Source organism: Desulfuromonas thiophila, from assembly GCF_900101955.1.
Classification (GTDB): Bacteria; Desulfobacterota; Desulfuromonadia; order Desulfuromonadales; family Desulfuromonadaceae; genus Pseudodesulfuromonas; species Pseudodesulfuromonas thiophila.
This window is the reverse complement of sequence record NZ_FNAQ01000011.1, coordinates 40,905-62,518: the sequence shown is the minus strand read 5'-3', so window position 1 is coordinate 62,518 and position 21,614 is coordinate 40,905. Positions and strand designations below refer to the sequence as shown.

The following is a 21,614-nucleotide window of genomic DNA, read 5'->3' as shown; positions in this document are numbered from 1 at the left end:
CCGGGTCAGCCCCGGATTCAGACGGCCTGGCGCCGCAGTCCGGCCAACAGCGGCCAGAAGCCCGGAAACGAGGTTTCGGTGCAGGCGGTATCACGGATGGTCAGGGCCGTCCCAGCGCACAAACCGGCAATGGCAGCGCTCATGGCAATGCGATGATCGCCGCAGGAATCGACCTGCCCGCCCTGGAAGGTTTCCTGACCACAGATGGTCATGCCATCATCGGCGGTTGTCACCGTCACCCCCAGGGTCTGCAACACCGACGCCATCGCCGCAATGCGATCGGTCTCCTTGACCCGCAGCTCGCGCGCATCGCGCACAACGGTGGTGCCTTCGGCACAGGCCGCTGCCACGCTGATAACCGGGAATTCATCAATCGCCCGTGGTACCAACGCACCACCGATCTCGATGCCTTTGAGCGTGCTGCTGCGCACCAGCAGGTCGGCCACCGGCTCGCCCCCCAGCTCACGTTCGTCAAGGCAGCGGATATCCCCACCCATGGCGCGCAGAATATCAAGAATGCCGGTACGGGTCGGATTGACGCCGACCTGGCGGATCAGCAATTCCGAACCGGGTACGATCAGGGCGGCCACCAGAAAAAAGGCCGCCGAAGAGATGTCGCCGGGCACCTCCAGATCGCGGGCCTGCAGGCTCTGCCCTCCCGCGATACTGACGCCGCCGGCAAAACTGTCCACCGTAACACCAAAATGACGCAGCATGCGCTCGCTGTGATCGCGCGACAGATGGGGTTCGTAAACCCGCGTTTCCCCTTCGGCGTAAAGTCCCGCCAGCAGCAGGGCCGACTTGACCTGGGCGCTGGCCACCGGTGATTGATAGCTAAGACCCTTGAGAGGCTGGCCAACAATGGCCAGCGGTGCACATTGGCCCTGTTGCCGGCCCCAGATCTGCGCCCCCATCTGCGCCAGCGGCTGCAACACCCGTCCCATCGGACGCCGCCGCAGATAGCGGTCGCCGGTCAGCACGCTGAAGAAGCGCTGGCCGGCCAGCAGCCCACTCATCAGCCGGATGGTGGTACCGGAATTACCGCAGTCGAGCACATCGGCCGGCTCGCTCAGACCCTGCATGCCACGACCTTCAATCAGCAGCTCACCATCGGGTCGCTCCTCCACGGCAATCCCCATGGCCCGGAAGGCCGTCAGGGTCGACAGGTTATCCTCGCCGCGCAGGAAACCGCGCACACGCGTCTGCCCCTGTGCCAACGCCCCGAACATGACACTGCGATGCGAGATGGATTTATCACCCGGCACCCGGATCTCGCCCCGCAGGGCGCCGCATTTTTCTATGGATTCTGTCTGCACGCTCGCTACTCTCCCCTGACCGCCGACTGCACAATGGCATCGCGGCTGATTTTGGACTGGCGGAAAAACGCCTGCAGGGCCGCGCCGTCGGCCCGTTCGATGTCGCCTTTAAGCTCTGCCAGAAAACGCTCGAACTGGGCAATCATCTCCAGCACCGCTGCGCGGTTTTCCAGTGCGATATCCCGCCACATGACCGGATCTGACGAAGCGATGCGGGTAAAATCACGGAATCCGCCGGCGGTATATTCGAGAATGTTTTCCGGATATTGATCGTAAGCGCTGACAGCGTTAACCAGGGCATAGGCAATCATGTGGGGCAAATGGCTGATGGCCGCCAGAATACGGTCATGCTTGCGCACATCCATCTGTACCACTGCGCTGCCAGCCGCCTGCCACAGAGCCGTCACCAACGCCACGGCCGCCCCATCGGTAGCGGAGGTGGGGGTCAGGATACAGCGCTTGCCCTGATAAAGGCTGGCGAAGGCCGCCACCGCGCCGCTGCGTTCGGTGCCCGAAATCGGGTGACCGCCAACGAAGTGGCAGCCAAAGCGCAGGGCCAGCGGTTCAATGGCCGTCACCACGCTTTCCTTGACACTGCCGGTATCGGTCAGCACCGTACCAGGAGCCAGATGCGGCAACAGTTCGGCCGCCACCGGCGCCAGCGCCTGCACCGGCAGCGCCAATACCACCAGATCGGCATCGGCTACCGCCGTCGCCAGACTGACCGCCGCCCGGTCGACGACCCCCAATTCAACAGCCAGCTGCAGATTGACCGCATCCCGGTCCCAGCCGATGACTTCGCCAACGGCTCCGGCCTGCTTGAGCGCCAGAGTCAAAGAACCGCCGATCAACCCGACACCAACCAGGGCCAGTCGCCGGCACAAGGGTTTCTGCAAGGTTGCCAGTGCCATTCAGCGCGCCCGGGGGTAGGAGCCCAGCACCTTGAGAAATTCGCAGCTGGCGCGCAATTCCTCTACCGCCGCGGCGATGTCCGGCTCGGAAATATGACCGTCCATGTCGAGAAAAAAAACGTATTCCCAGGCACGGGTTTTCAGCGGGCGGCTTTCAATCTTCGACAAATTGATGCCCCGGCTGCTGAAGGGTTCTAGCATCCGCAGCAAAATGCCCGGCTCATCCCGAACACAGAACATGATGCTGGTCTTGTCGTGACCGCCGGGCTCCGGCAGTTGCTGACTGACCACCAGGAAGCGTGTGAAATTGTTTGGATTATCGGCGATATGGGTTTTAACCGGCCGCAGATTGTAGAGGGAACCGGCCAGCGCGCTGGCAATGGCGGCAGCCTGGGGATCGGCGGCGGCCATCTGGGCAGCAGCGGCTGTGCTGGCGGCGTCAATCAGCGGCACATCCGGCAGATTGTCTTCCAGCCAATGGCGGCATTGAGCCAGGGCCTGGGGATGGGAATAAACCTGGCGAACATCCTCCAGCCGACCCGTCTGCGACAGCAGATCATGGGAAACCTCCAGCAGAATCTCGGCATAGATCTTCAGGTCGGTCTGCATAAACATGTCGAGGGTGTGACTCACCACCCCCTCATTGGAGTTCTCCACCGGCACCACGCCATAGGGGGCTCGGCCACGGGCCACCTCGTCAAATACCGCTGGAATACTTTTAAGGGGCACCAGCTGTGCCGACAGACCGAACTGCTGCATGGCCGCCACATGGGTGAAGGTGGCGGGCGGGCCGAAAAAAGCCACCTTCATTGGCTGCTCCAGGGACAGCGACGCCGAGATGATCTCGCGGAACACCCGGCGGATGGCATCGGCCGGAAACGGGCCCTGACTGCGGCAACGCAAACGCTCATAGATGGCCTGCTCACGGCTGGGCACATAATAAGGTTGGTGCCGATCCTTCTTGGCTTCACCCACCGCCAACACGATGCGAGCCCGCTCGTTCAGCAGATCAAGAATGCGGTCATCCACCGCATCGATGGCTTGGCGCAACTGACTGAGTTCTTCGTTCATGGCTTCACCCTCTATCGGACTGTCCTCATCCCGGCCTAACCGACGGGCGAATCTACCGCAACAGCGGTTGAAAAGCAACGCACAAGACCCGTACCCAGCCTTGCCAACGACAGGCAGCAAGCCCGGTAACGGGCCAGACAGCGTTATGCACCGATGATCTTGACCAGCACCCGCTTACGTCGCCGACCATCGAACTCACCATAGAAGATCTGCTCCCAGGGACCGAAATCAAGCCGGCCAGCGGTGATCGCCACCACCACCTCGCGGCCCATCAGGGTTCGCTTGAGGTGGGCATCGGCATTGTCCTCGCCGGTACGGTGATGGGCGTAAGCCGTCCGGTCATAGGGCGCCAGCTGGTCGAGCCAGCGGCTGAAATCACCATGCAGGCCACTCTCGTCATCGTTGATAAATACCGAGGCCGTAATATGCATGGCATTGACCAGACACAGCCCCTCGCGAATCCCACTGTCGCGCAGAGCCTCTTCCACCTGTGGGGTAATATTGACAAATCCGCAGCGACGCGGCAGCTCGAACCAGAGCTCTCGACGAAAGGATTGCATGGGCAACTCCTGGCATTTGACAACAGACTGACAGCCCCTGCGGGGGCCCCGGTTACCCCCTGAGCCAGGACGCAATTGGCAGCCGATCAGACCCTGCGAGAAAAATTACAACGGAGAATCAAGACCTTGCTCAAAGGAAAAACTTGCCGGAGGGCAGATTTCGTGCTAGGATTCCGGATTACGTCAAAGAAACCGTCGTCGCAGGGGGCAGGGTCTGGCCACGCATCAGGGAGTGGCTACCGACCGGCCCCCGTTGTCGTATCCGAAACCTGTTATCCTCCCTGCTCTGTTAAAACCATGACCAAGCCACTGAAACCCCTCAATCTGCTGCTGCTCACACTGACACTTCTGTGCGGCTGCGACACGCGCGCAGGCCGCACGGCTCCGCCAGGACCGGAGGAGTTGCGGGTAGGTTCCTATCAGGAGCTGGAACAGGATTTCCAGCGACGCAACTATTCCTGGCGCAACCTCACCGACGGCGTCCCGCGCATCCGCCTGCGCCAGTTACCGACCAATCTTGACCGGCTGGCAGACGTCGACCGAAAAAAACAACTGTTCTTTCTCAGCCTGCTGCCCATGGTGCTGCGCCAGAATGAACAGATCGAACAGCAGCGCCAACAACTGCTCGCCCTGCTGGATGGCTACGACCGCTTTGGCCGCTTCGACACCGACCAGCAACGCTGGCTTGACGACTTGTGCCGCAGCTACCGCTGCCCACTACCCTTCGATTCCAGAGATGCCAACCAACGCGCCCGGCTGCTGCGGCGGGTCGACAGTATTCCCGTCGAACTGGTCCTGGCCCAGGCCGCCAACGAATCGGGCTATGGCACCTCGCGTTTCGCCATTGAGGCCAACAACCTGTTCGGCGAATGGACCTTCGAACCGGGCAGCGGCCTGATTCCTAAACGGCGGCCAGCAGGTGCCTCCTACGAGGTGCGCCGCTTCGACAGCATCGGTGCCTCAATCGCTTCCTACCTCAACAACCTCAACAGCCACCCGGCCTATCGCGATCTGCGCCACAAACGGGCCGAACTGCGCGCCTCAGGCCAACCCATCAGCGGCCTTGTCCTGGCCAGCGGCCTACTCAACTACTCTGCTCGGCGCGAGCACTATATCCGTGAAATTCGCCGCATGATCGAGCACAATCGCCTGCACCTTCTCGCCGACCTCAGCTGGCGCCGCCGGCCTGGCCCGCTTGCCCTCGGGCCGCAACAGCTGTTTCCACAACGGCTGCTCGGTTCACGCCCCAGCCTGACAGCCCGCATGAGCTACTAGCCGGCTCACTGCAGTTAAAAAGGTGTCATCACCGGCCGGGCAATATCCACGGCTGGCTGAACCAGTACCAATGACGACCATCACGGCTCTGGGCCGTCAATGTGTACTTGTTGCGGCGCCCCTGCAGGGGTCGAGTCGCCTGCACCTGGAACAGGCCGGCCTCCTCGTCAAGCACCTGCACCTTCAGCACATCCTGCCCCTGAACATAACAACGCAAACTGGCGGGAGCGATAGCCGCAGCTGGCGCCAGCCGGAAACGCAACAGCGGCGGCTGACAATCCTGGCGCAGTGGACTGACCGAGGCTGTCAGCTCCACGGGTAAAGGACGCAGGCGCTGCTTGCGCTGCAACTCCTGCAGGCTGGCGTAGACGCCTCCCATAGGGAAGCGCGGCAGACTGAACAAGACGGCGGTAACCGCCACCGGACCGGACTGCTGGCCAAAGGCGGCATCAAATCCGAGAGTGACCAGCATCTCGGCATATTCCGGGCTGTACTCACCATAAGGATAAGCAAACAGCTTCGCTGCCCGGCCAAGATGGGTGCGCAACTGCTGTTGCGCCCGCATCAGATCCTGCGCCACCTGCTGCCGACCCGCGTCCCCTCCCTGCGCCAGCAGCTCGACAAAGGCCGCATGGCTGGCCGAATGATTGCCAATTTCGATACCTTGGGCCACCGCCAGCCGTAACTGTTCCCAGCTCATATAGCCCGGCTGACCAACGGAATCGGTATTGACAAACAGGGTCGCGGCATAGCCATAGCGGCGCAGCAACGGCAGGGCCTGCTGATAGAAACTCAGGTAGGCATCATCAACCGTCAGCACCAGGGTTTTCGGCGGCAGGGGCTCACCCCGGCGCAGACAACCGACCAGTTCGCCAGCAGTCAGCACAGTGGCGTCCTGCTGGCGCAACCAGGCCAACTGACGTTCGAAGACGTCACAATCGATATTGGTGGAGGGATAACGACTTTCGCCAAAACGATGGTAAACCAGAACCGTGGCATAGCCCGGCTCAACGTCGGGTGATACTTCGGGCAGACTCGCCTCCGCCCAGACAGGCAGCCCCCCGCCACACAAGAACCAAACAAGAGGCAGTAGACGTATCAGCAATATCCTGCAAAAACAGATAGTTATGTTAGATTTATTCATGATCCGGCGCAGGGTCTGAACCGCTATCGCTCCGCACCCGGCTGCGCAGATAGCGCCGAATACTGTTGCGGGCCCGCGGCGTGACAGCCCAATCAAGCCATTTGGGCAGGGCGGCCGGTTCACTCAGGGTTTCGATCTTGACCTGGTCACCATCCATCAGACGGGTGCGCAACTGTCGCGTCTGACCGTTAATGCGCGCCCGCTGGGCCCGCAATCCCAGATCTTCATGAATAGCAAAAGCGAAATCGAGAGCACTGCTGCCTTCCGGCAGAATCAGCGGCTGGCCCGTCGGTGTGTAGGTCTGGATGGAAGCCGAAGCCAGGCGCAGCCGCTCGGTGTCGAACACCGTCTCGCCCTCGAGCAGGCTGCGCATCAGCCCGGCGAAGTTCTCGTGGCGGAACTCGAAGCCCGGCGCCAACACCCCTGACTCGTTGAAGCGACCCAGCTTGCGGGTGGTGATCTGCACCCGCAGGCGATATTCGCCACATTGCACCGTGGTCTTGATCGCCTGGTAGCCATGCTGTGACGGTGTGCTCAGATGGTCACGCAGCTTGCCGGTAATCGGACTGTACAGGCGGTGGATCACACCCAGAGCCAGATAGGCATCCATGGTGGAATCAACCAGTACATCGAGGCTGTAAAGCGACGAAACCCCCCGCGTCATATTGGCGGAGCCCTCCAGGGAAAACGGCCGCCAGTGATCCTTGAGCATCACATTGAGCTGATGGCGATTGCACTCCATCTGGATTTCACTACGGATTTTACGCAGGCCGGCCTCGGTCTGGCGGCACACCTCCCGCTGCACCCGATGATAACGGGCAGCGCGGCGAGGATAGAGCACCGTCAAGGCCAGGGCTTCGAGCTCATCGGCCACCCTTCCCATCCCCAGATGCTTGGCCAGTGGAATGTAGATCTGGCGCGTCTCCTCGGCTATCAGCACCTGTTTTTCCGGTCGCAGGGCAGCGATGGTGCGCAGATTGTCGACCCGATCCCACAGCTTCAGGCACAGGACACGAAAATCCTCAATGGCGACCAGAATCTGCTTGCGATAGGTTTCCTGCTTAAGAGCGCCACGGTTGAGTTCGAGATCCTCGACCTTGGTCAGGCCATTGACCAGCAAAGCCACCTCGTCGCCAAAATTCAGGCGCACCTGTTCCAGCGTGACCGGGGTATCCTCCACCACATCGTGCAACAAGGCCGCCAGAATGGAAGGAAACCCCATCCAGTTGCGCGCCGCCAGATGGGCAACTCGCAAAGGATGAAAAAAATAAGGCTCTCCCGATTTGCGCCGTTGTTCAGCATGGGAACTGCGGGCCAACTGATAGGCGGCCTGCAACAGATCAATGCCCTGATCGAGTTCCTGTTCCGACAGACTGCCCCCATGATGGGTCACCAGCAGCTCGGTGATTTCCGCCATCAGACGCTGCATTTCGCGTTCCTGATGCTGCGCGTCAATGGCCTGTTTGGCAGAGTCACTCATGACAGCCCTCCCGGCAGACAGGTCTAGCCCGGCGGCCACTGCAGCGCTCGACCCGCCAAGACATGAAAGTGCAAATGATCGACGCTCTGGCCGCCATCGGCATGACAGTTGGTGACCACCCGGTAGCCACTGTCGGAGAAATCCTGTTCGTGCGCCAGCTGGGCGACAACCCGCAACAGATGCCCCAACAGGGCGCCATCCTCCGTCTGCACATCAGCCAGGCTGGCGATATGGCGCCGTGGAATCACCAGAAAATGCACCGGCGCCTTGGGATCAATATCGGCAAAGGCCACCACCTGCTCATCCTCGTACAACCGGCGGGCCGCGATCCGGCCGGCAGCAATTTCACAAAAGAGACAGCTGTTCATGTCCATCCTTCCTTTCCCGGTTCTGGGCCACACCACGCCGCCGGCTGTCGAGATCCAGCAAATGCCAGCTGCGCCGGACAGCCCGTTTCAGCAGACGCGTATCGTGGGAAAACAGTATCAGCTGATGATCCTGCGCCAACCGCTCAAGGGCATCCATCATACGGTCGAGACGCTGCTCATCGAGGTTGATTAAGGCATCATCGAATAAAAAAGGCAAGCAGACACCATGACTGACCTCACGCCCAAGGGCCAGACGGATCGCCAGCACAACAATATCGGCCGTGGCGCGGCTGAGTTGATCGAGACGCAACCAGCGGCCGGAACGGTTGCTCAGGGTCAGACCGTCAGCGTCATCGATCCGCACCGCCCGATAGGCACCGCGTGTCGCCAGCCGGACATAGCTACCGATCGCCTGTTCACAGCGCTGCACGTGCTGCTGGCGGAAATCGGCCATGGCCTGCTGCGTCAACTGCAGGGTTGCGCCCAGAACCGCGATCTGATGTTCCAGATCGGCCCGCTCCCGCTCCAGCTGATCCAGCTCCACGGCTACCGCCAGCGGCGCATCCAGCTGATCGCGACAAAGAGCCTCCTCACGCAGCAGTCCCAGCCATTCGGCTTCGTAGCGGGCAATACGGTCGGCATGCTGTTGCAGCGCCTGCTGGGCCGCTGGCAGATCGGCTGGTGTCAGATGGCTAACGGCGGTCTTCGGTGCAGCCGGCATGGCTGCGACAGCCGCGGCAGAGATGGTGTCCGGTCGGTCCAGCGCTTCAGCCACGCCCTCATCCCCCAGCGGAGCAATCGCTGGGGCGCCGTCGCGCAATTCAGCCAAACGCTGATACAAAGCGGCACAACGATGTAACTGTTTCTGCAGCCGCACCCGTTCCACCGGCGCGGCCGACAGCCCCAACGCCTCGAAATCCGTGTCCATCTCCTGCAGTCGAGCCTGCAACTCGTCGCGCTGCAGTTCCAGAGGCTCGAGCTGCTGCTGCAACTGGTTGCGCTGCCGCAACAGCGCCAGACGCCGGCGACCGTACAACAGCCACAGCAGCCCAACCGTGCCGGCACTCGGCGCCAGAGCAACTCCGGCACTACCCGGCCAACACCAGGCAACACCGCCGCCAACCACAATAAACAGCAGACTGCACAGCGCGGTCGGCCGCCAGCGGGGCAGCCGCAACCGCAATAACTGCTGGCGCGCAGGTTGCAAGCGCAGCTGCAGTTGCACCAGTTGCTGGCGCAGTTCATCCGAAGTCGTCAGCAATTCCACCAGCCGTGGCGGCAAATCGACCGGCAGACCGGCGTCACGCAGCTGTTGCTCCAATTGCGCCTGTTCGTCGTCAGCCACAGGTTCAGGCTGTGCCGGCCCAGCGCCCGACGCCGTGAGGGCAACCTCTTCAGAAGGCTCCAGGCAAGATCCGGCCGTCTCGGCCGGTTCCGCCGTTTGCCAGCGGTGCTGCAACCAGGCCAGATAGTTCTGGCCGTCGCGCAATTCGGCCCGATCCTGCTGTAAGCACTGCTGCACCTCGGCCATACGGCCATGCAACTGCGCCAGTTGCGCGCTGACGGCCTGATTATGACGCTGCCGGGCCCGCAGCCGTTCCAGCGCCTCGGTCACCACAGCCAGGGCGCGTGGCGGCCTGCCGGTCTCGGCCATGCCGGTCAAGGCGGCGTAATCTTCCTGCAGCGCCCGCAATACCAACTGACTGTCGCACTGGGTCAAGCCGGCAAACAGCAGCCGCAGCTGATCCGCCAGTGCCTGATTGCTGACAGCCAACGCTCCCTGATCAAGGGAAAAGGCGGCCCGGAACAGCTGTTCATCAGCCAGACCAAAACGTTCGCGCAGCTGCTGGCGATATTGCTGGCCGCTACGGGTACAGGCGCCATAAGGCAAATGCGCCTGGAAACGGTCAATCTCCTGATACAGCCGGTCACAATACGCCAGCACAACCGTATCCCGGCCAAAATCGCGTTCGACCCGCAAATGGCCGTCGTCATGCTCAAAACAAAGCCGACCCCAGGGCGTAGCCTGCGGCCGGCCCCAACTGCGATAGCGCTGGCTGTCGCGCAAACCGAACAGAATGGCGCCAATAGCTGCCAGCAGGGTCGACTTGCCGGCCTCATTGGCGCCATGCACCAGATTCAAACCGCGCCGAAATTCCAGGCTGCGCTCGCTGAAACAGCCGAAATCCTTCAGCTCGAGCTGACGCAGCATCATGGTGCGACTCCTTCGGCGAGGTCAAAACGCTGCAGCAGCTCGCGCAGCACCGACTGGTTCTGCTCTGCTGGGCACTGCTGCGCCCAGCGTTGCCAGTGGCGCAGCAGATGCAGCGACAAGGCTTCGCTATGGCTATTGAGCAGCTCCTCGGTCGCGCTGTCACTCAGCTGCGTCCGATCCAGCCATTCCAACAGGGTACGGCCGTCAGACCAGGCCACGCGCAACGCCTGGGGCAACGGTGCGTCAAGGATACCGGTCAGGCACAACTGCAGATAAGGGCTGTCGTCCGGCGCATCGCCAGCGGTTGGATACAGATCGGCGGGCAGGCTCAGCTGGCGGCTGGCGAAGCGGGCACAGGCCAAAGGATGCCAAGACAGCAGCACGCCTTCAGCCGTGCATTCCAGCTCGGCACAGTAGCAGGGGCCACTTTCACAGAAATCCTGCCCCTGGGGCGTACCGGGACAGGCCGCCAACACGGGTTCCACCGCCATCGACGGCAATGACGGCGAATGCAGCCGCCCTTGGGCTGTCGTCCATACGGCCCGCTGACGACCACCCAGAGCAATCTGATCGAAACCGGCCCGCAGCAAGGCTGTCAGCAGGGCCTCCGCAGGCACCTGTTCCCGGCATCCGGCATCCGGCAACACCACCCAGTGGCTACCGGCCTGCTCCGACGGTGCACGGGGCAATAACCGTTGACCCGCCAGGCGGGTCGTCCACGGCAGAGCATAGAGCCACAGATCGCCTGTCCACCCTCTGAACTGGCGCGGTCGACCGGCAAAGGTCACCGGCTCAACAACCAGCGCCCGGAAAAAAGGCCGCTGATAGACCGACCCCGGCCCGACAGGCTCCTCACACCAGCCCGGCAACAGAGCCACGGCAATACCCTGCTGCTGCAACTGGCGCAACCGGGTTTCAACCAGATCAATCCAGCAGGGCGCCGGCTGACTGCTGCCAAACAGGTTGCCACTGAGCAGCAGCAAATCCACCGAGCGTTCGGCCGCCAGAGCGACCAGTTCCATGAAGCGTTCGGCCCGCTGGTGATTGAGGCTCTCGCTTACCTCGGCCGAGAACCGGCTGGCCGCGCCAAGGCGAAATTCACCACTGTGCAACACTCGGCTCAAGGCGCACCCGCCTTGTCGGTAGCAAAACGGGCATGCAGCAAAAATTCACGGTTACCCTTGGCGCCCAGAACCGGACTGTCGCACAGACCGGCCACACTGCCGCCCTGGGCAACAATAAAGGCCTGAATGCGCTCAATCACCTCGTCATGCAGGCAACCATCCCGCACAATACCACCCTTGCCGACCCGACCCGCCCCCACCTCAAACTGCGGCTTGATCAACGCCACCAGATCACAGGGCCGCAGCAGCAGGGCCAAGGTGGCCGGCACAATCTTTTCGAGCGAAATAAACGAAGCATCGATCACCGCCAGATCGGGCCGGGGCTGCAACTCGGTAGCGGACAGGGCGCAGATATGGGTTCGTTCGAGGTTGACCACCCGGTCATCGCTGCGCAGCGACCAGGCCAGCTGGCCATAGCCGACATCAACGGCATAGACCCGGCTGGCACCCTGCTGCAACAGGCAGTCGGTAAACCCACCCGTCGAGGCGCCAACATCGATGGCCACACGCCCGCTCACGACCAGTTCGAAGCGACGCAGTGCCTCGGCCAGCTTGAGGCCGCCACGCGAAACATAGGGCAGATCAGCGCCACGCAGGCGCAAGGCCGCGTCGTCCGCTATCCGCGTGCCGGCCTTATCGCAAACGGTCTCGTTGACCAGCACCTGGCCGGCCATGATCAGCGCCCGCGCCCGCTCGCGCGAACCGCACAGGCCGCGACTAACCAGCACCTTGTCGAGACGTTCCTTCATCACAGGTTCCCTTGCTGTTTCCTGGTTCTGGTTGCCCTCCCAACAAAACGCAGGAGCTGCGATACACCGTTCAGGGCTGACCAGTCGGGACCGAGGGAGAACAGAGATCGATATAGGGTTGAGGGCTGCCCAGGAAGTTGAGAATCTTGATTCCCATGCCCGCATACTTAACCTTGCGCAGCAGATTGGGCGGTACCTTGCGCGCCCAGTGCACCCGTCCCTCCAACCGCATCACATGCCGCTCATCAAGATGCAGCTCCAGCAGCAAGATCGAACCTGGCGGGTAAACGAGAAAGGTCTGTACGCACAGACCGGTTTCGGAGATATCGGAAGTAAAACCGATCTTCGACGGAATCTGCGGGCCATAAAGCACCCGCAAACGTTTACGGATACGGGGTTTGCGTCGTTTATCGGCCATACGCCTGTGCATCCTTTGGTGGCGATGGCCAGCGCCACCGGCTGGCTCCCGCCCTGAGTTTTAACACATCAGCGCTCTTGGCGGCAGAACAAATCAACGCCCTGCCGGCCCCTGCCCGCGCCGCCGACCTGAACGGGCAGAACGGCCTGGCCGCACAGGCCGGGTCTGATCTGCCACAACCGGCGCCGGATATCCGCCGGCAACGGGATCGGGACCGAACTGCCGCACCACATAAGGACAGTCAAGCGGCAGAAACCCCTGTGCCACCAGCGCCTCGTCAAGCACGGCGCAATCGGGCTGAAGCTGGCGGCGGCTTTCGTAGACACGGCAGCGACGGCTGACCGGGTCAAGCTGGGGGCAGGCCCGGTCGGTATAGTACACCCGGCCTCGATACAGCAGTTTTTCATAACAGCAGCGGCCGCAACGGCGGCAAAGCGCCTCCCACTGCGCCACGGTCAGCGATGCCGACGCGAGTGGAGCGACCATCAGTCTTCGCGCAATGCCGACAGCACCGCCTGCACCTCGGTGATCAGATCTGCGGCCGCCGGATCGTGCTCCAGCTGCAAAAAGGTTTCGAAGCAGCGGCTGGCCTCGGCTTCATCGTCGGCATCAAGGGCCAGATAACCCGACAGCAACCAGGCCGCCGGCCAGTGGGCATCCAGCTCCGTGACCCGCTGAACAAGCTTGAGGGCCTCGCCCCGCTCTTCCTGCTCATAGAGCAGCTCGGCCAGGCTGGTAAGCGTTTCAACATCGTCAGGATCAATTTCAAGCGCGCGCTGGTACCAGTTACGCGCCTGCTGCAGCTGGCCCCGTTCGGCATAAAGAGCGCCCAGAGCACTGGCCGCCTCCAGCGCATTCTCGTCACAGCGCAGTGCCTGCTGAAAACAGGCTTCGGCCTTTTCCGGCGCCTGCTGGGCCATGTGCACCAGCCCCTGGCGCACCAGCGCACTAACAGCACTGTCGCCACGACCTTGCAACTGCTGGTAAACCGCCAAAGCCTCCTCGGCGGCGCCGGCGGAAAACAGTTCATCGCCCAAAGCAAACAGAACCTCAGCGGCAGCCGAGGGTTCCGACGCCCGCCGGCGCAGCAGTTCCACAGCCCGTTGCTGCTCGCCCCGAGCGGCGAGAACCTCGCAGTACAGCACCAGAACCTCGTCATCGTCCGGAGCCAGCTCCCGTGCCTGCTGCAGCAGGCTCCAGGCGGCGGCCAGACGGCCCTCATCAAGGTCGGTAACCGCTTGTTCGAGCATGTCGTCAAGTGTCATCAGGGATTTCCTTTGTCAGAATGGAGTTCTTCCACCAGATCCAGCACGGCCCAAGGCGTCGGCGCCACCACATGCACCGGCAAGCCCAGCTGCTGTTCCAGATCGGCCAGGGTCCAGTCATCCAGCAGCTGGTCGCTGCCCTCGCGCAGCAGCACATCGGGCAGCAGCAGCGCGTCACCAAGCAAGCGTCCACAGAGCTGAGCGGCGATATCCTGGCCGGTCAACAGACCGGCAACGGTCACCTGTTCCCCCCAGAAATGATTGTCGATGACCACCAGTTGCAAGCGGGCGGCACCACGGGCATTAAATAGCTGCACGAAATGCCGCAGCAGCGGCGCGGCCGACTGGCCAGTGACCAGCGTACAGCACAGATCGCGACACCAGGCCGGATCAACCTCCTCCAGCACAGCCGGGATCTGGGCGGCAAAGCTGGCCAGCAAGCCGACCCCGTTTTCAATCTGGGCCAGTTCCTCATAGCAGGCCAGCTCCGGCAACGGGCGATCAGCCGTCAAATAAAATTCATCGGCGGCAAACACAAAACGGGTGCCCCAGCGGGCCAGGCAATGGGTCTGCCAGCGCTCGATCTGCGTCAGAGTCGCGCTCGCCAGAGCGGCATCCACCGGGGCCAGCGGTGGCAACCGATCACGATAACGGGTCAGGCCGACGGGCACCACGGCCAGCGAGGCCACCGCTGGATACAACGTCACCAGGTCCTCCAGGGTCTGCTCCAGCACCGCGCCATCGTTGATTCCCGGACAGAGCACCACCTGGGTGTGGAGCTGGATTCCGGCCGCCGCCAGGCGTTGCAGCTGTGGCAGCACCGGCGGGGCCGCCCAGCCCAGCAGCCGGGCACGCACAGTGGCATCGGTGGCATGGACCGATACATACAGGGGTGAAAGCTGTTGCTGCGCGATGCGCTCAAAATCGGCCGGCTGCAGATTAGTCAGACTGATGTAGGCGCCATAGAGATAGGAAAAACGATAATCATCATCGCGCAAGCGCAAAGAGGGGCGCACAGCTTCGGGCAGTTGCCGGACAAAACAAAACGGACAGTTGTTGCGGCAGCGGCGTGGCTCAAGGGCAGCGAAATCGAGCCCCAGGGCCTGATCGGGATCGCGTTCGATCTCCAGCTCCCACAGGCTGCCGTCGGCCTTGCAGACCTCCAGCAACAGATCCGCCTGATCATCGGTCAGGCGAACATAATCGACCAGATCCTCCACAACCGTACCATTGACGGCCTGCAGGCGGTCTCCGGCGGCCAGATCCAGCTCGGCGGCAATGCTGCCCGGGGCGACGGCGGTAATGCACAACATGGATAAAAAGCCTTCACAAGCACGGCAAAAAAACCGTCAAAACAACACAGGCCCCCGAAAGCACAGCAAGCGGGGACCTGTGAGGCGACAATGAAACAGCGCGCGAAATCAGTCGCGGCCGCCATGCAGACGAAACTGGCCGTCCGCCGAGGTAATAGAGGAAATGGCGTGCTTATACAGCAGGTAATCACCGCCACTCTCGATCAGAACGCAGAAGTTGTCGAAGGATTTGATGTAGCCCTGCAGCTGCTCGCCGGACATCATCACGACCGTGATCTTGACACGTTCCTTGCGGGCCTGATTGAGATACTGATCCTGGATATTGAAAGGGGTCTTGGCCATTGGGTTCACTCCTTCATGTGCATTTACATAGAATAGTATCAATCCATGCAAGGATGGTAGCAGACTGTTGCGGGTATTCAACCCATTTTATTTCGTGATCGCGCCGCAGCCAGGTCAGCTGCTGTTTGGCGTAGCGCCGGGTGTCGCGCTGAATCCAGCTGCGCGCCTCGGCCAGCCCCAGTCCCTCCAGCAGAAAGGCGATGCTCTGGCGGTAGCCGATGGTACGCAGAGCCTTGAGCTGCGGGCTATAGCCCCGCTGCAGCAGCGCACGGGTTTCCTCGATCAGGCCTTGCTCCAGCATCACCTCGACCCGGCGGTCAATACGATCATAGAGCTGCTGACGATCCGCTTGCAAAGCCAATTTCAGCACCCGGTAGGGCTGCTGACGAAAACCATGGTCATGCTGGAACGCCGACAGCGGCCGGCCGGTCTGGGCATGAATTTCGAGTCCGCGGATAATACGCGTTACATCGTGAATATGCAACCTTTTTGCCAGCGCCGGGTCCACCTCGGTCAGCTGCCGGTGCAGACTGCCCGGCTCGGTCAGTTCCTGCTCGCGCCAGGCGGCACGCAGGGCGGGGACAGCCCCTGGCAGGTCAACCAACCCCTGGGTGAGGGCCTGAATGTAAAGGCCGGTGCCGCCCACCACCACCGGCAGCTGACCGCGCCGGTGAATGGCTGCGATGGCCGGCCGGGCCCGTTCAAGATAATCGGCCACCGAAAAATCCTCATCGATATCGACCAGATCGATCAGGTGATGACGCACCTGCCGTTGCTCCCAGGCACTGGCCTTGGCGGTGCCGATATCCATCCCCCGGTAGACCTGGCGCGAATCCGCCGACACGACCTCCATGGGCAGATGACGGGCCAGTTCGACGGCCAGGGCGGTCTTGCCGACAGCGGTCGGGCCGACAATGACCAGCAGCGGCGGCCGCGCCGTGGCAGAGTGGGTAAACACGGATCCAATCATTGGCGATGAAACAGCTTTTCGATGGTATGACGTTGCAGCCGTTGCATGACCGGCCGGCCGTGGGGACAGTGGCGATTGAAATCAACCTGGTCAAGTTGTTGCAGCAGACCGCGCATCTGCTGAATGGTCAGCGTTTCATTGGCTCGAACTACCGTATGACAGGCCAGACGGATCAACAAGGCGTCAAGGGCATCCCTTTCGGCCGCCGCCCTGCCCCACTGCTCCAGTTCCGCCAGCATATCACGCACCAACTGTGGCAGATCGGCCTGGGCCAGCAGGGCCGGCACCGCTGTCAGCGACCAACTGCGGCCACCAAAGGGATGCAGCACAAAACCCAGCCGTGTCAAAGCGGTCTGATGATTCTGCATCAGACTCTGTTCCGCCAGGCTCAGTTCAAGCACGACGGGAAAGAGCAACTCCTGCACCACCGGATTCTGCTGCTCGTACTGCTGGCGCAGATGTTCATAACCGATCCGCTCATGGGCAGCATGTTGATCAATCAGCAGCAGATCCCCGGTCTGGCCATCGTCTTCACACAGCAGATAACTGCGCCCCAGCTGACCGATCAGCCGCAGATGGCTGAAAAAACCCTCCTGCAGAGGCAAAACATCCTGCTGCACAACAGTCTGCTGCGGCGGCGGCAGTCTGACAGCCGAGGGGACACTGACCGCCGGCAGCGGTGTTGTACGGTAGTTCTCCACGGCAGCGCCGGTTTCCGCCACCCGCTCGGCCACCGCACAGGCCTGCCCGGTCGGCGCCGTTTCAGGCTCAAGGATACAGGGGACATAAGCAGCAACGGCAGGAACAGGGAACGGCGGCGGCTCGGGACTGCGCGAAAGTGCCTGACGCAAACGGTCACGTACCTGCTGACTCAAAAAATCGTGCACCTGCTGTTGCTGCTGGAAACGCACCTCGTGCTTGGTGGGATGCACATTCACATCCACCTGGGCCGACGGCAGCGTCAGAAACAGGACGCAAACCGGATAGCGCCCCTTCAGCAGCACTTGCCGGTAAGCGTCCATCAGGGCATGGTGCAGCAAACGATCGCGCAGATAGCGGCCATTGACAAAGGTATAAAGCTGCTGGCTCGTGGAGCGACTGAGTTCGGGGGTGCCGATAAAACCACTGAGACTCAGTTCACCCTGCCCCCCGCCGATGGCCAGCAATCCGCCAGCCAGCTCCTGCCCGAGCACCGCCGCGATGCGATCAAGCAGACACTGGTGACGGTAACAGTCGAGAATTTTACGGCCATTGTGCAGCAGGCGAAACTGCACAGCCGGATAGGCCAGGGCCAGGCGCGTCACCACATCGCTGATATGACCGAATTCGGTTTCGGCCTGCCGCAAAAACTTGCGCCGGGCCGGCAGATTGAAAAAAAGATCGCGCACATCGAAACAGCTGCCGGCCGGCCGGCCGATTTCCTGCACCCGTCTGACCACCCCGCCTTCGAGCTCAAGCTGCATGCCGACAGCCTCATCGGCATGACGGCTGGCAAGAGTCAGGCGGGCCACAGCAGCAATGGACGGCAGCGCCTCACCGCGAAACCCCAGCGAATGCAGGGCGAACAGATCGGCCTCCGTGCGAATCTTGCTGGTGGCGTGACGTTCGAAGCACAGAAACACGTCCTGGCGGTTCATGCCACAACCATCGTCACTCACCCGGATACGGCGGCGGCCACCCAGCTCAATTTCGATCGTGATCTGCTGTGCGCCAGCATCCAGCGCATTTTCCACCAGCTCCTTCACCACCGAGGCCGGTCGTTCAACCACCTCGCCGGCAGCAATCTGGTTGCACAGTTTTTCCGGCAGAATCGCTATGCGATTGGACATGGAAAGCCTTCTGGTCCCGGCCGCGACAAGACATCGTCTGCCAACAGTCGAGTCAACGGTCACAAGGGACAAGCGCTAAGGGACAGAAACGGCCCGACGGTCAACCGTCAGGCCGGGAAAAACGGGAACAACAACAATCGGCGCCGGCGCAAACCGGAGCGAAACCGGTAATGCCTCAGCTGCCGCGCCGTTGTTCAAGACGGGCCAGCAAGGATTCAATCTTGCTCAGATGCTGCGCCACCGCCTGCTGGCCGGCCGCCAACAACTGCGGTGTCAGCCCCAGATCACCAGCAACCGCCTCGACCAGAGTCGGGGAAACAACCGTCTGATGCTGCAGAAACGCCTCAAACAGGCTGTTGTCACACAGGGTGTTGATCAACCGGGGGACACCGGTACTGTAGCGATAGATCTGTGCCACGGCCGCGGCGGAAAACACCATGCTGGCGGCCCCGGCAACCCGCAAACGGTGCTTGATGTAGGCCAGCGTTTCTTCTTCGCTCAATGGCCGCAGATAATAGCGCAGCGCCACCCTCTGGGCCAGCGGCTCGTCCAGCCGCAGGCAGTCCTCCAGTTCTGGCAGACCGAAAAACAGCAGGTTGAGCAGCTTCTTGCCGGGAATCTCCAGATTAAGCAGCCCGCGAAACTCCTCCATCAGCGGCCGTGTCTGCAACATCTGGGCTTCATCAATCAGCACCACCGCCCGTCGGCCCTGATCATCAATCTCCAGCAGCCGGTCATAGAGCTGGCGGATCAACGCCAGCCGCTCGGTTTCCGGCTGGCGAACCCCCAGTTGCAGGGCAATGCGGGTCAGCAACCAGTCGGAGGTGACCCCCGAATGCACCATCACCAGCAGAGATGATTCATACAGCTGTGGATCGAGGCCATCAAGCAGGCGGCGTGCCAGGGTCGTCTTGCCCGAGCCGATCCCGCCCACCAGCACCGCCAAGCCCTTGTTGGCATCGACCACCCGCTTGAGCCGCACCAGCGCCTGACCGTGCTGAACACTGTCAAAATAGAAACGGGCATCGGGAGCGTTGGAAAAAGCCTCACGCTCAAGACCAAAGTGCTCAAGATAACTCATGAACTCCGTCCACTGCCAGGCTGCAGGCTACAGGTAGGATACCCGCTCCTCCGCCGCTGTTTCCGTGTCTCCCACCAACGCCTTGAGCTCGCGAATCTTCAGACGGACATTGCGAAAATCCGCATCCTTATCTGCCACCACCTGATAACTGGCCAGTGCGTCGGCATAGCGCTGGCAGGCCTCGTAGAGCATGCCGGTTTCATAATAAAGCACAATACGATCCTGCAGCGTGAGGCCGCTGTCGGACAGTCCACGGGTCAACGCCTCCTCGGCGGCATCGTATTGCTGCTGCTCGACCAGGCAGGCCGACTTGAGACAAAGACTGGCCACCCGATGACGCGAATCCCTCATCGCCTTGTTGAATTCGGCGATAGCGTCGTCATACAGACCCATTTCCTTGTAGGCAATGCCCAGATTGTAGGCGGAATCAGTATCCTCATCGGCGATCACCGTCTGAACACCCCGTTGGGAATCGGCCAACTCGGTCGCTGCCTCCAGCTGAAAATCGTCCCCCAACGACAGATCAAGGTCGGCAAACAAATCCTCAGCCGTCCCACCCGCCGGCGGCAGAGATTCCGGCACCTCCGCAGAAGTGGGTAGGGCGGCGGGCGCCGCAGAAGAAGTGGTGACAGGCCCTGGTACAGTGGCTGTTTCCGGCCGTTGACGCCGGCCGGCAATCTGTTCCAGGCGCTGGCGAACTGCGTCATTGTCCGGTGCCGCCTGCTGCAGCCGGTCACAGGCCTGGGCAGCCTCGTCAATCAGGCCCTGTTGCAGGTAGAAATCGACCTCTTCCAGCTCAGCTCGCAAATCCAGGCGAGCCGCTGGCCGCGCCGGTGCCGTTTCAGCAGGCTCGTCCAGGGTATCAAAGGCCAGGTCCTCGAACTCGGTCGCAGCCGACGGTGCGGACTCATCCACCAGATCGAAGGCCAAGTCCTCAAAACTGTCGTCACCCACTGCCGATTGGGTTTCAAAATCGATACTATTAAAATCAAGCACATCGGCCGGCGTTTCGGCCGCCAGAGTCGGCGGTGCGGTCGCCTCGGACAGCACATCGAACAGCTTCTCGCCCTCGCCCAGCTCTTCGTAAACCGCCCGCAAGGCTTCGAGAATCTCGCGATTTTCCGGCGCCTCCTGCCGCAGCCGTTCATAAAAGGGCTTGATCCGGGCCGCCTCACCGGCGGCAAAAAAAGCCTTACGCTGCGGTTCCAACAACAAAAAGCAGGCCTCAAAGTCTTCAGCGTCGATCAACGCCTGGGCCTGACGCCGGCACACGTCCAGTCCCCCAGGCTGCAACTGCTGCAGCTTGGCCAGGCAGGCAGCCTCCTGACGATACTCGCCACAGCGACGCAGCCCCTCGGCCAGGGCCGACAACACCTCGGCCGCTTCAGGATGGCGGCGATGCAGATCCGCCAGATACTGCACACCACCAAGGGGTTCGCCATGATTCAGCAGAGCCCGGCCATAGCCCGTCTGAATCGCAAGATCCTGCGGCCACAGCTGCATGAAATACTCGTAAAGACGCTGCAGTTGCTTGAAATCGCCCTGACCGGAGACCTTCTGCTCCACCGCCCAGAAGGCTTGGTGAGCCTCTTGCTGACGGCCAAGCTGAGCACAGTAGCTGGCGATACGCACACCGATAGCGGAATTGTCCGGATCAAGGCGCTGCATGGCCTGCAGCACCTCAATCGCCGCAGCCAGATCCGGCGCCTGTTCGTGCTGCTTGAGCAGCAGGCGATATTCGGCCAGAGCGTTGCCCACCAGCCCCTGCTGCTCATTGAGCCGTGCCAGTTTCAGGGTGTATTCGCCACTGGCAGGGCTGAGTTTCTGCATCTGTTTGTAAACCGCAATGGCCTTGAGATAAAACGCATGATCGGCGTAATAACGGGCCACCTGTTCATATTGTCCCAGCGCCTTTTCCGCTTCACCAGTCTGGCTGTAGAGTTCGGCCAGTTTCTGGCGACTGCGGAAATCCCTGCCATCGAGTTCAACGATTTGCTCGTATTCCCGAATGGCCCGCGTCAGGTTGTTTTTCTGCAGAAATTTCTGGGCCGCAGCCAGGTGTTTTTCTTTCGTTGCCACGTTCTACCTCGTTGTCGCATTCAGGACAATGCCGTCAGTGCAGCAGACGCATGGAAGCTGAAAATAAAAATTCTTTTTAACTTAAAACAGTCCGACGGTCGGAG

20 protein-coding genes are annotated in these 21,614 nt (G+C 61.6%); 1 reads left to right on the top strand and 19 read right to left on the bottom strand.

Annotation, left to right across the window (positions count from 1 at the left end; genetic code table 11):
* Positions 1-17: 17 nt before the first annotated feature.
* From aroA to BLR80_RS09305, 4 genes are all read right to left on the bottom strand, one after another.
* The gene (gene aroA, locus BLR80_RS09320) at positions 18-1,316 is read right to left on the bottom strand and encodes a 3-phosphoshikimate 1-carboxyvinyltransferase (RefSeq protein ID WP_092079111.1); all 1,299 of its coding nucleotides are present in this window, start codon (positions 1,314-1,316) and stop codon (positions 18-20) included.
* A 5-nt stretch (positions 1,317-1,321) separates the two neighbouring features.
* A complete protein-coding gene (locus BLR80_RS09315) occupies positions 1,322-2,227 on the bottom strand; it encodes a prephenate dehydrogenase (protein WP_092079109.1) in 906 nt (301 codons plus the stop codon).
* Positions 2,228-3,298 carry a prephenate dehydratase gene (gene pheA, locus BLR80_RS09310; protein WP_092079106.1) on the bottom strand — a complete coding sequence of 357 codons (1,071 nt, stop codon included), beginning with the start codon at positions 3,296-3,298 and terminating at the stop codon, positions 2,228-2,230.
* A 143-nt stretch (positions 3,299-3,441) separates the two neighbouring features.
* Positions 3,442-3,858 (bottom strand): secondary thiamine-phosphate synthase enzyme YjbQ, encoded by a 417-nt coding sequence (locus BLR80_RS09305; protein WP_092079103.1) that lies wholly within the window; start codon positions 3,856-3,858, stop codon positions 3,442-3,444.
* Positions 3,859-4,155: 297 nt separating this feature from the next.
* On the opposite strand from BLR80_RS09305, the gene BLR80_RS09300 reads away from it, so the two are divergent.
* Positions 4,156-5,133: a glucosaminidase domain-containing protein gene (locus BLR80_RS09300; protein ID WP_092079100.1), complete on the top strand. Its 978-nt coding sequence runs from the start codon at positions 4,156-4,158 to the stop codon at positions 5,131-5,133.
* A gap of 28 nt (positions 5,134-5,161) precedes the next feature.
* Here BLR80_RS09300 and BLR80_RS09295 read toward each other — a convergent pair whose 3' ends face one another.
* The 15 genes from BLR80_RS09295 to BLR80_RS09225 all read right to left on the bottom strand — a co-directional run bounded on the left by BLR80_RS09295 (position 5,162) and on the right by BLR80_RS09225 (position 21,510).
* On the bottom strand, positions 5,162-6,238 hold the full coding sequence (locus tag BLR80_RS09295) for a polysaccharide deacetylase family protein (RefSeq protein ID WP_171906399.1): 1,077 nt from the start codon (positions 6,236-6,238) through the stop codon (positions 5,162-5,164).
* A 31-nt stretch (positions 6,239-6,269) separates the two neighbouring features.
* The gene (locus BLR80_RS09290) at positions 6,270-7,757 is read right to left on the bottom strand and encodes an HD domain-containing protein (RefSeq protein WP_092079095.1); all 1,488 of its coding nucleotides are present in this window, start codon (positions 7,755-7,757) and stop codon (positions 6,270-6,272) included.
* A 23-nt stretch (positions 7,758-7,780) separates the two neighbouring features.
* Positions 7,781-8,125, bottom strand: coding sequence for a histidine triad nucleotide-binding protein (locus tag BLR80_RS09285; RefSeq protein ID WP_092079092.1), 345 nt, complete (start codon positions 8,123-8,125; stop codon positions 7,781-7,783).
* Positions 8,103-10,340, bottom strand: a complete 2,238-nt coding sequence (locus BLR80_RS09280; RefSeq protein WP_092079089.1) for an ATP-binding protein — start codon at positions 10,338-10,340, stop codon at positions 8,103-8,105. Before BLR80_RS09280 ends, BLR80_RS09285 begins: the two co-directional genes overlap by 23 nt.
* The gene (locus BLR80_RS09275) at positions 10,337-11,464 is read right to left on the bottom strand and encodes a metallophosphoesterase family protein (protein WP_092079086.1); all 1,128 of its coding nucleotides are present in this window, start codon (positions 11,462-11,464) and stop codon (positions 10,337-10,339) included. The genes BLR80_RS09280 and BLR80_RS09275 overlap by 4 nt, the downstream gene beginning before the upstream one ends.
* Entirely contained in the window at positions 11,461-12,213 is a 753-nt protein-coding gene (locus BLR80_RS09270; RefSeq protein WP_092079083.1) for a TlyA family RNA methyltransferase, read from the bottom strand. The genes BLR80_RS09275 and BLR80_RS09270 overlap by 4 nt, the downstream gene beginning before the upstream one ends.
* 70 nt (positions 12,214-12,283) lie before the next feature.
* The gene (locus tag BLR80_RS09265) at positions 12,284-12,631 is read right to left on the bottom strand and encodes a PilZ domain-containing protein (protein WP_092079080.1); all 348 of its coding nucleotides are present in this window, start codon (positions 12,629-12,631) and stop codon (positions 12,284-12,286) included.
* Positions 12,632-12,724: 93 nt separating this feature from the next.
* A complete protein-coding gene (locus tag BLR80_RS09260) occupies positions 12,725-13,117 on the bottom strand; it encodes a CxxCxxCC domain-containing protein (RefSeq protein WP_216095200.1) in 393 nt (130 codons plus the stop codon).
* A complete protein-coding gene (locus tag BLR80_RS09255) occupies positions 13,117-13,896 on the bottom strand; it encodes a tetratricopeptide repeat protein (protein ID WP_092079077.1) in 780 nt (259 codons plus the stop codon). Before BLR80_RS09255 ends, BLR80_RS09260 begins: the two co-directional genes overlap by 1 nt.
* The gene (locus BLR80_RS09250) at positions 13,896-15,209 is read right to left on the bottom strand and encodes a DUF512 domain-containing protein (RefSeq protein WP_092079074.1); all 1,314 of its coding nucleotides are present in this window, start codon (positions 15,207-15,209) and stop codon (positions 13,896-13,898) included. The genes BLR80_RS09255 and BLR80_RS09250 overlap by 1 nt, the downstream gene beginning before the upstream one ends.
* A gap of 108 nt (positions 15,210-15,317) precedes the next feature.
* On the bottom strand, positions 15,318-15,551 hold the full coding sequence (hfq, locus tag BLR80_RS09245; protein ID WP_092079071.1) for an RNA chaperone Hfq: 234 nt from the start codon (positions 15,549-15,551) through the stop codon (positions 15,318-15,320).
* Positions 15,552-15,564: 13 nt separating this feature from the next.
* A complete protein-coding gene (gene miaA / locus BLR80_RS09240; RefSeq protein WP_245691449.1) occupies positions 15,565-16,509 on the bottom strand; it encodes a tRNA (adenosine(37)-N6)-dimethylallyltransferase MiaA in 945 nt (314 codons plus the stop codon).
* 8 nt (positions 16,510-16,517) lie between these two features.
* Positions 16,518-18,350, bottom strand: coding sequence for a DNA mismatch repair endonuclease MutL (gene mutL, locus BLR80_RS09235; protein ID WP_092079065.1), 1,833 nt, complete (start codon positions 18,348-18,350; stop codon positions 16,518-16,520).
* A gap of 175 nt (positions 18,351-18,525) precedes the next feature.
* On the bottom strand, positions 18,526-19,431 hold the full coding sequence (locus tag BLR80_RS09230; RefSeq protein ID WP_092079063.1) for an ExeA family protein: 906 nt from the start codon (positions 19,429-19,431) through the stop codon (positions 18,526-18,528).
* A gap of 27 nt (positions 19,432-19,458) precedes the next feature.
* Positions 19,459-21,510, bottom strand: coding sequence for a tetratricopeptide repeat protein (locus BLR80_RS09225; protein WP_092079060.1), 2,052 nt, complete (start codon positions 21,508-21,510; stop codon positions 19,459-19,461).
* Between the last annotated feature and the right edge of the window lie 104 nt (positions 21,511-21,614).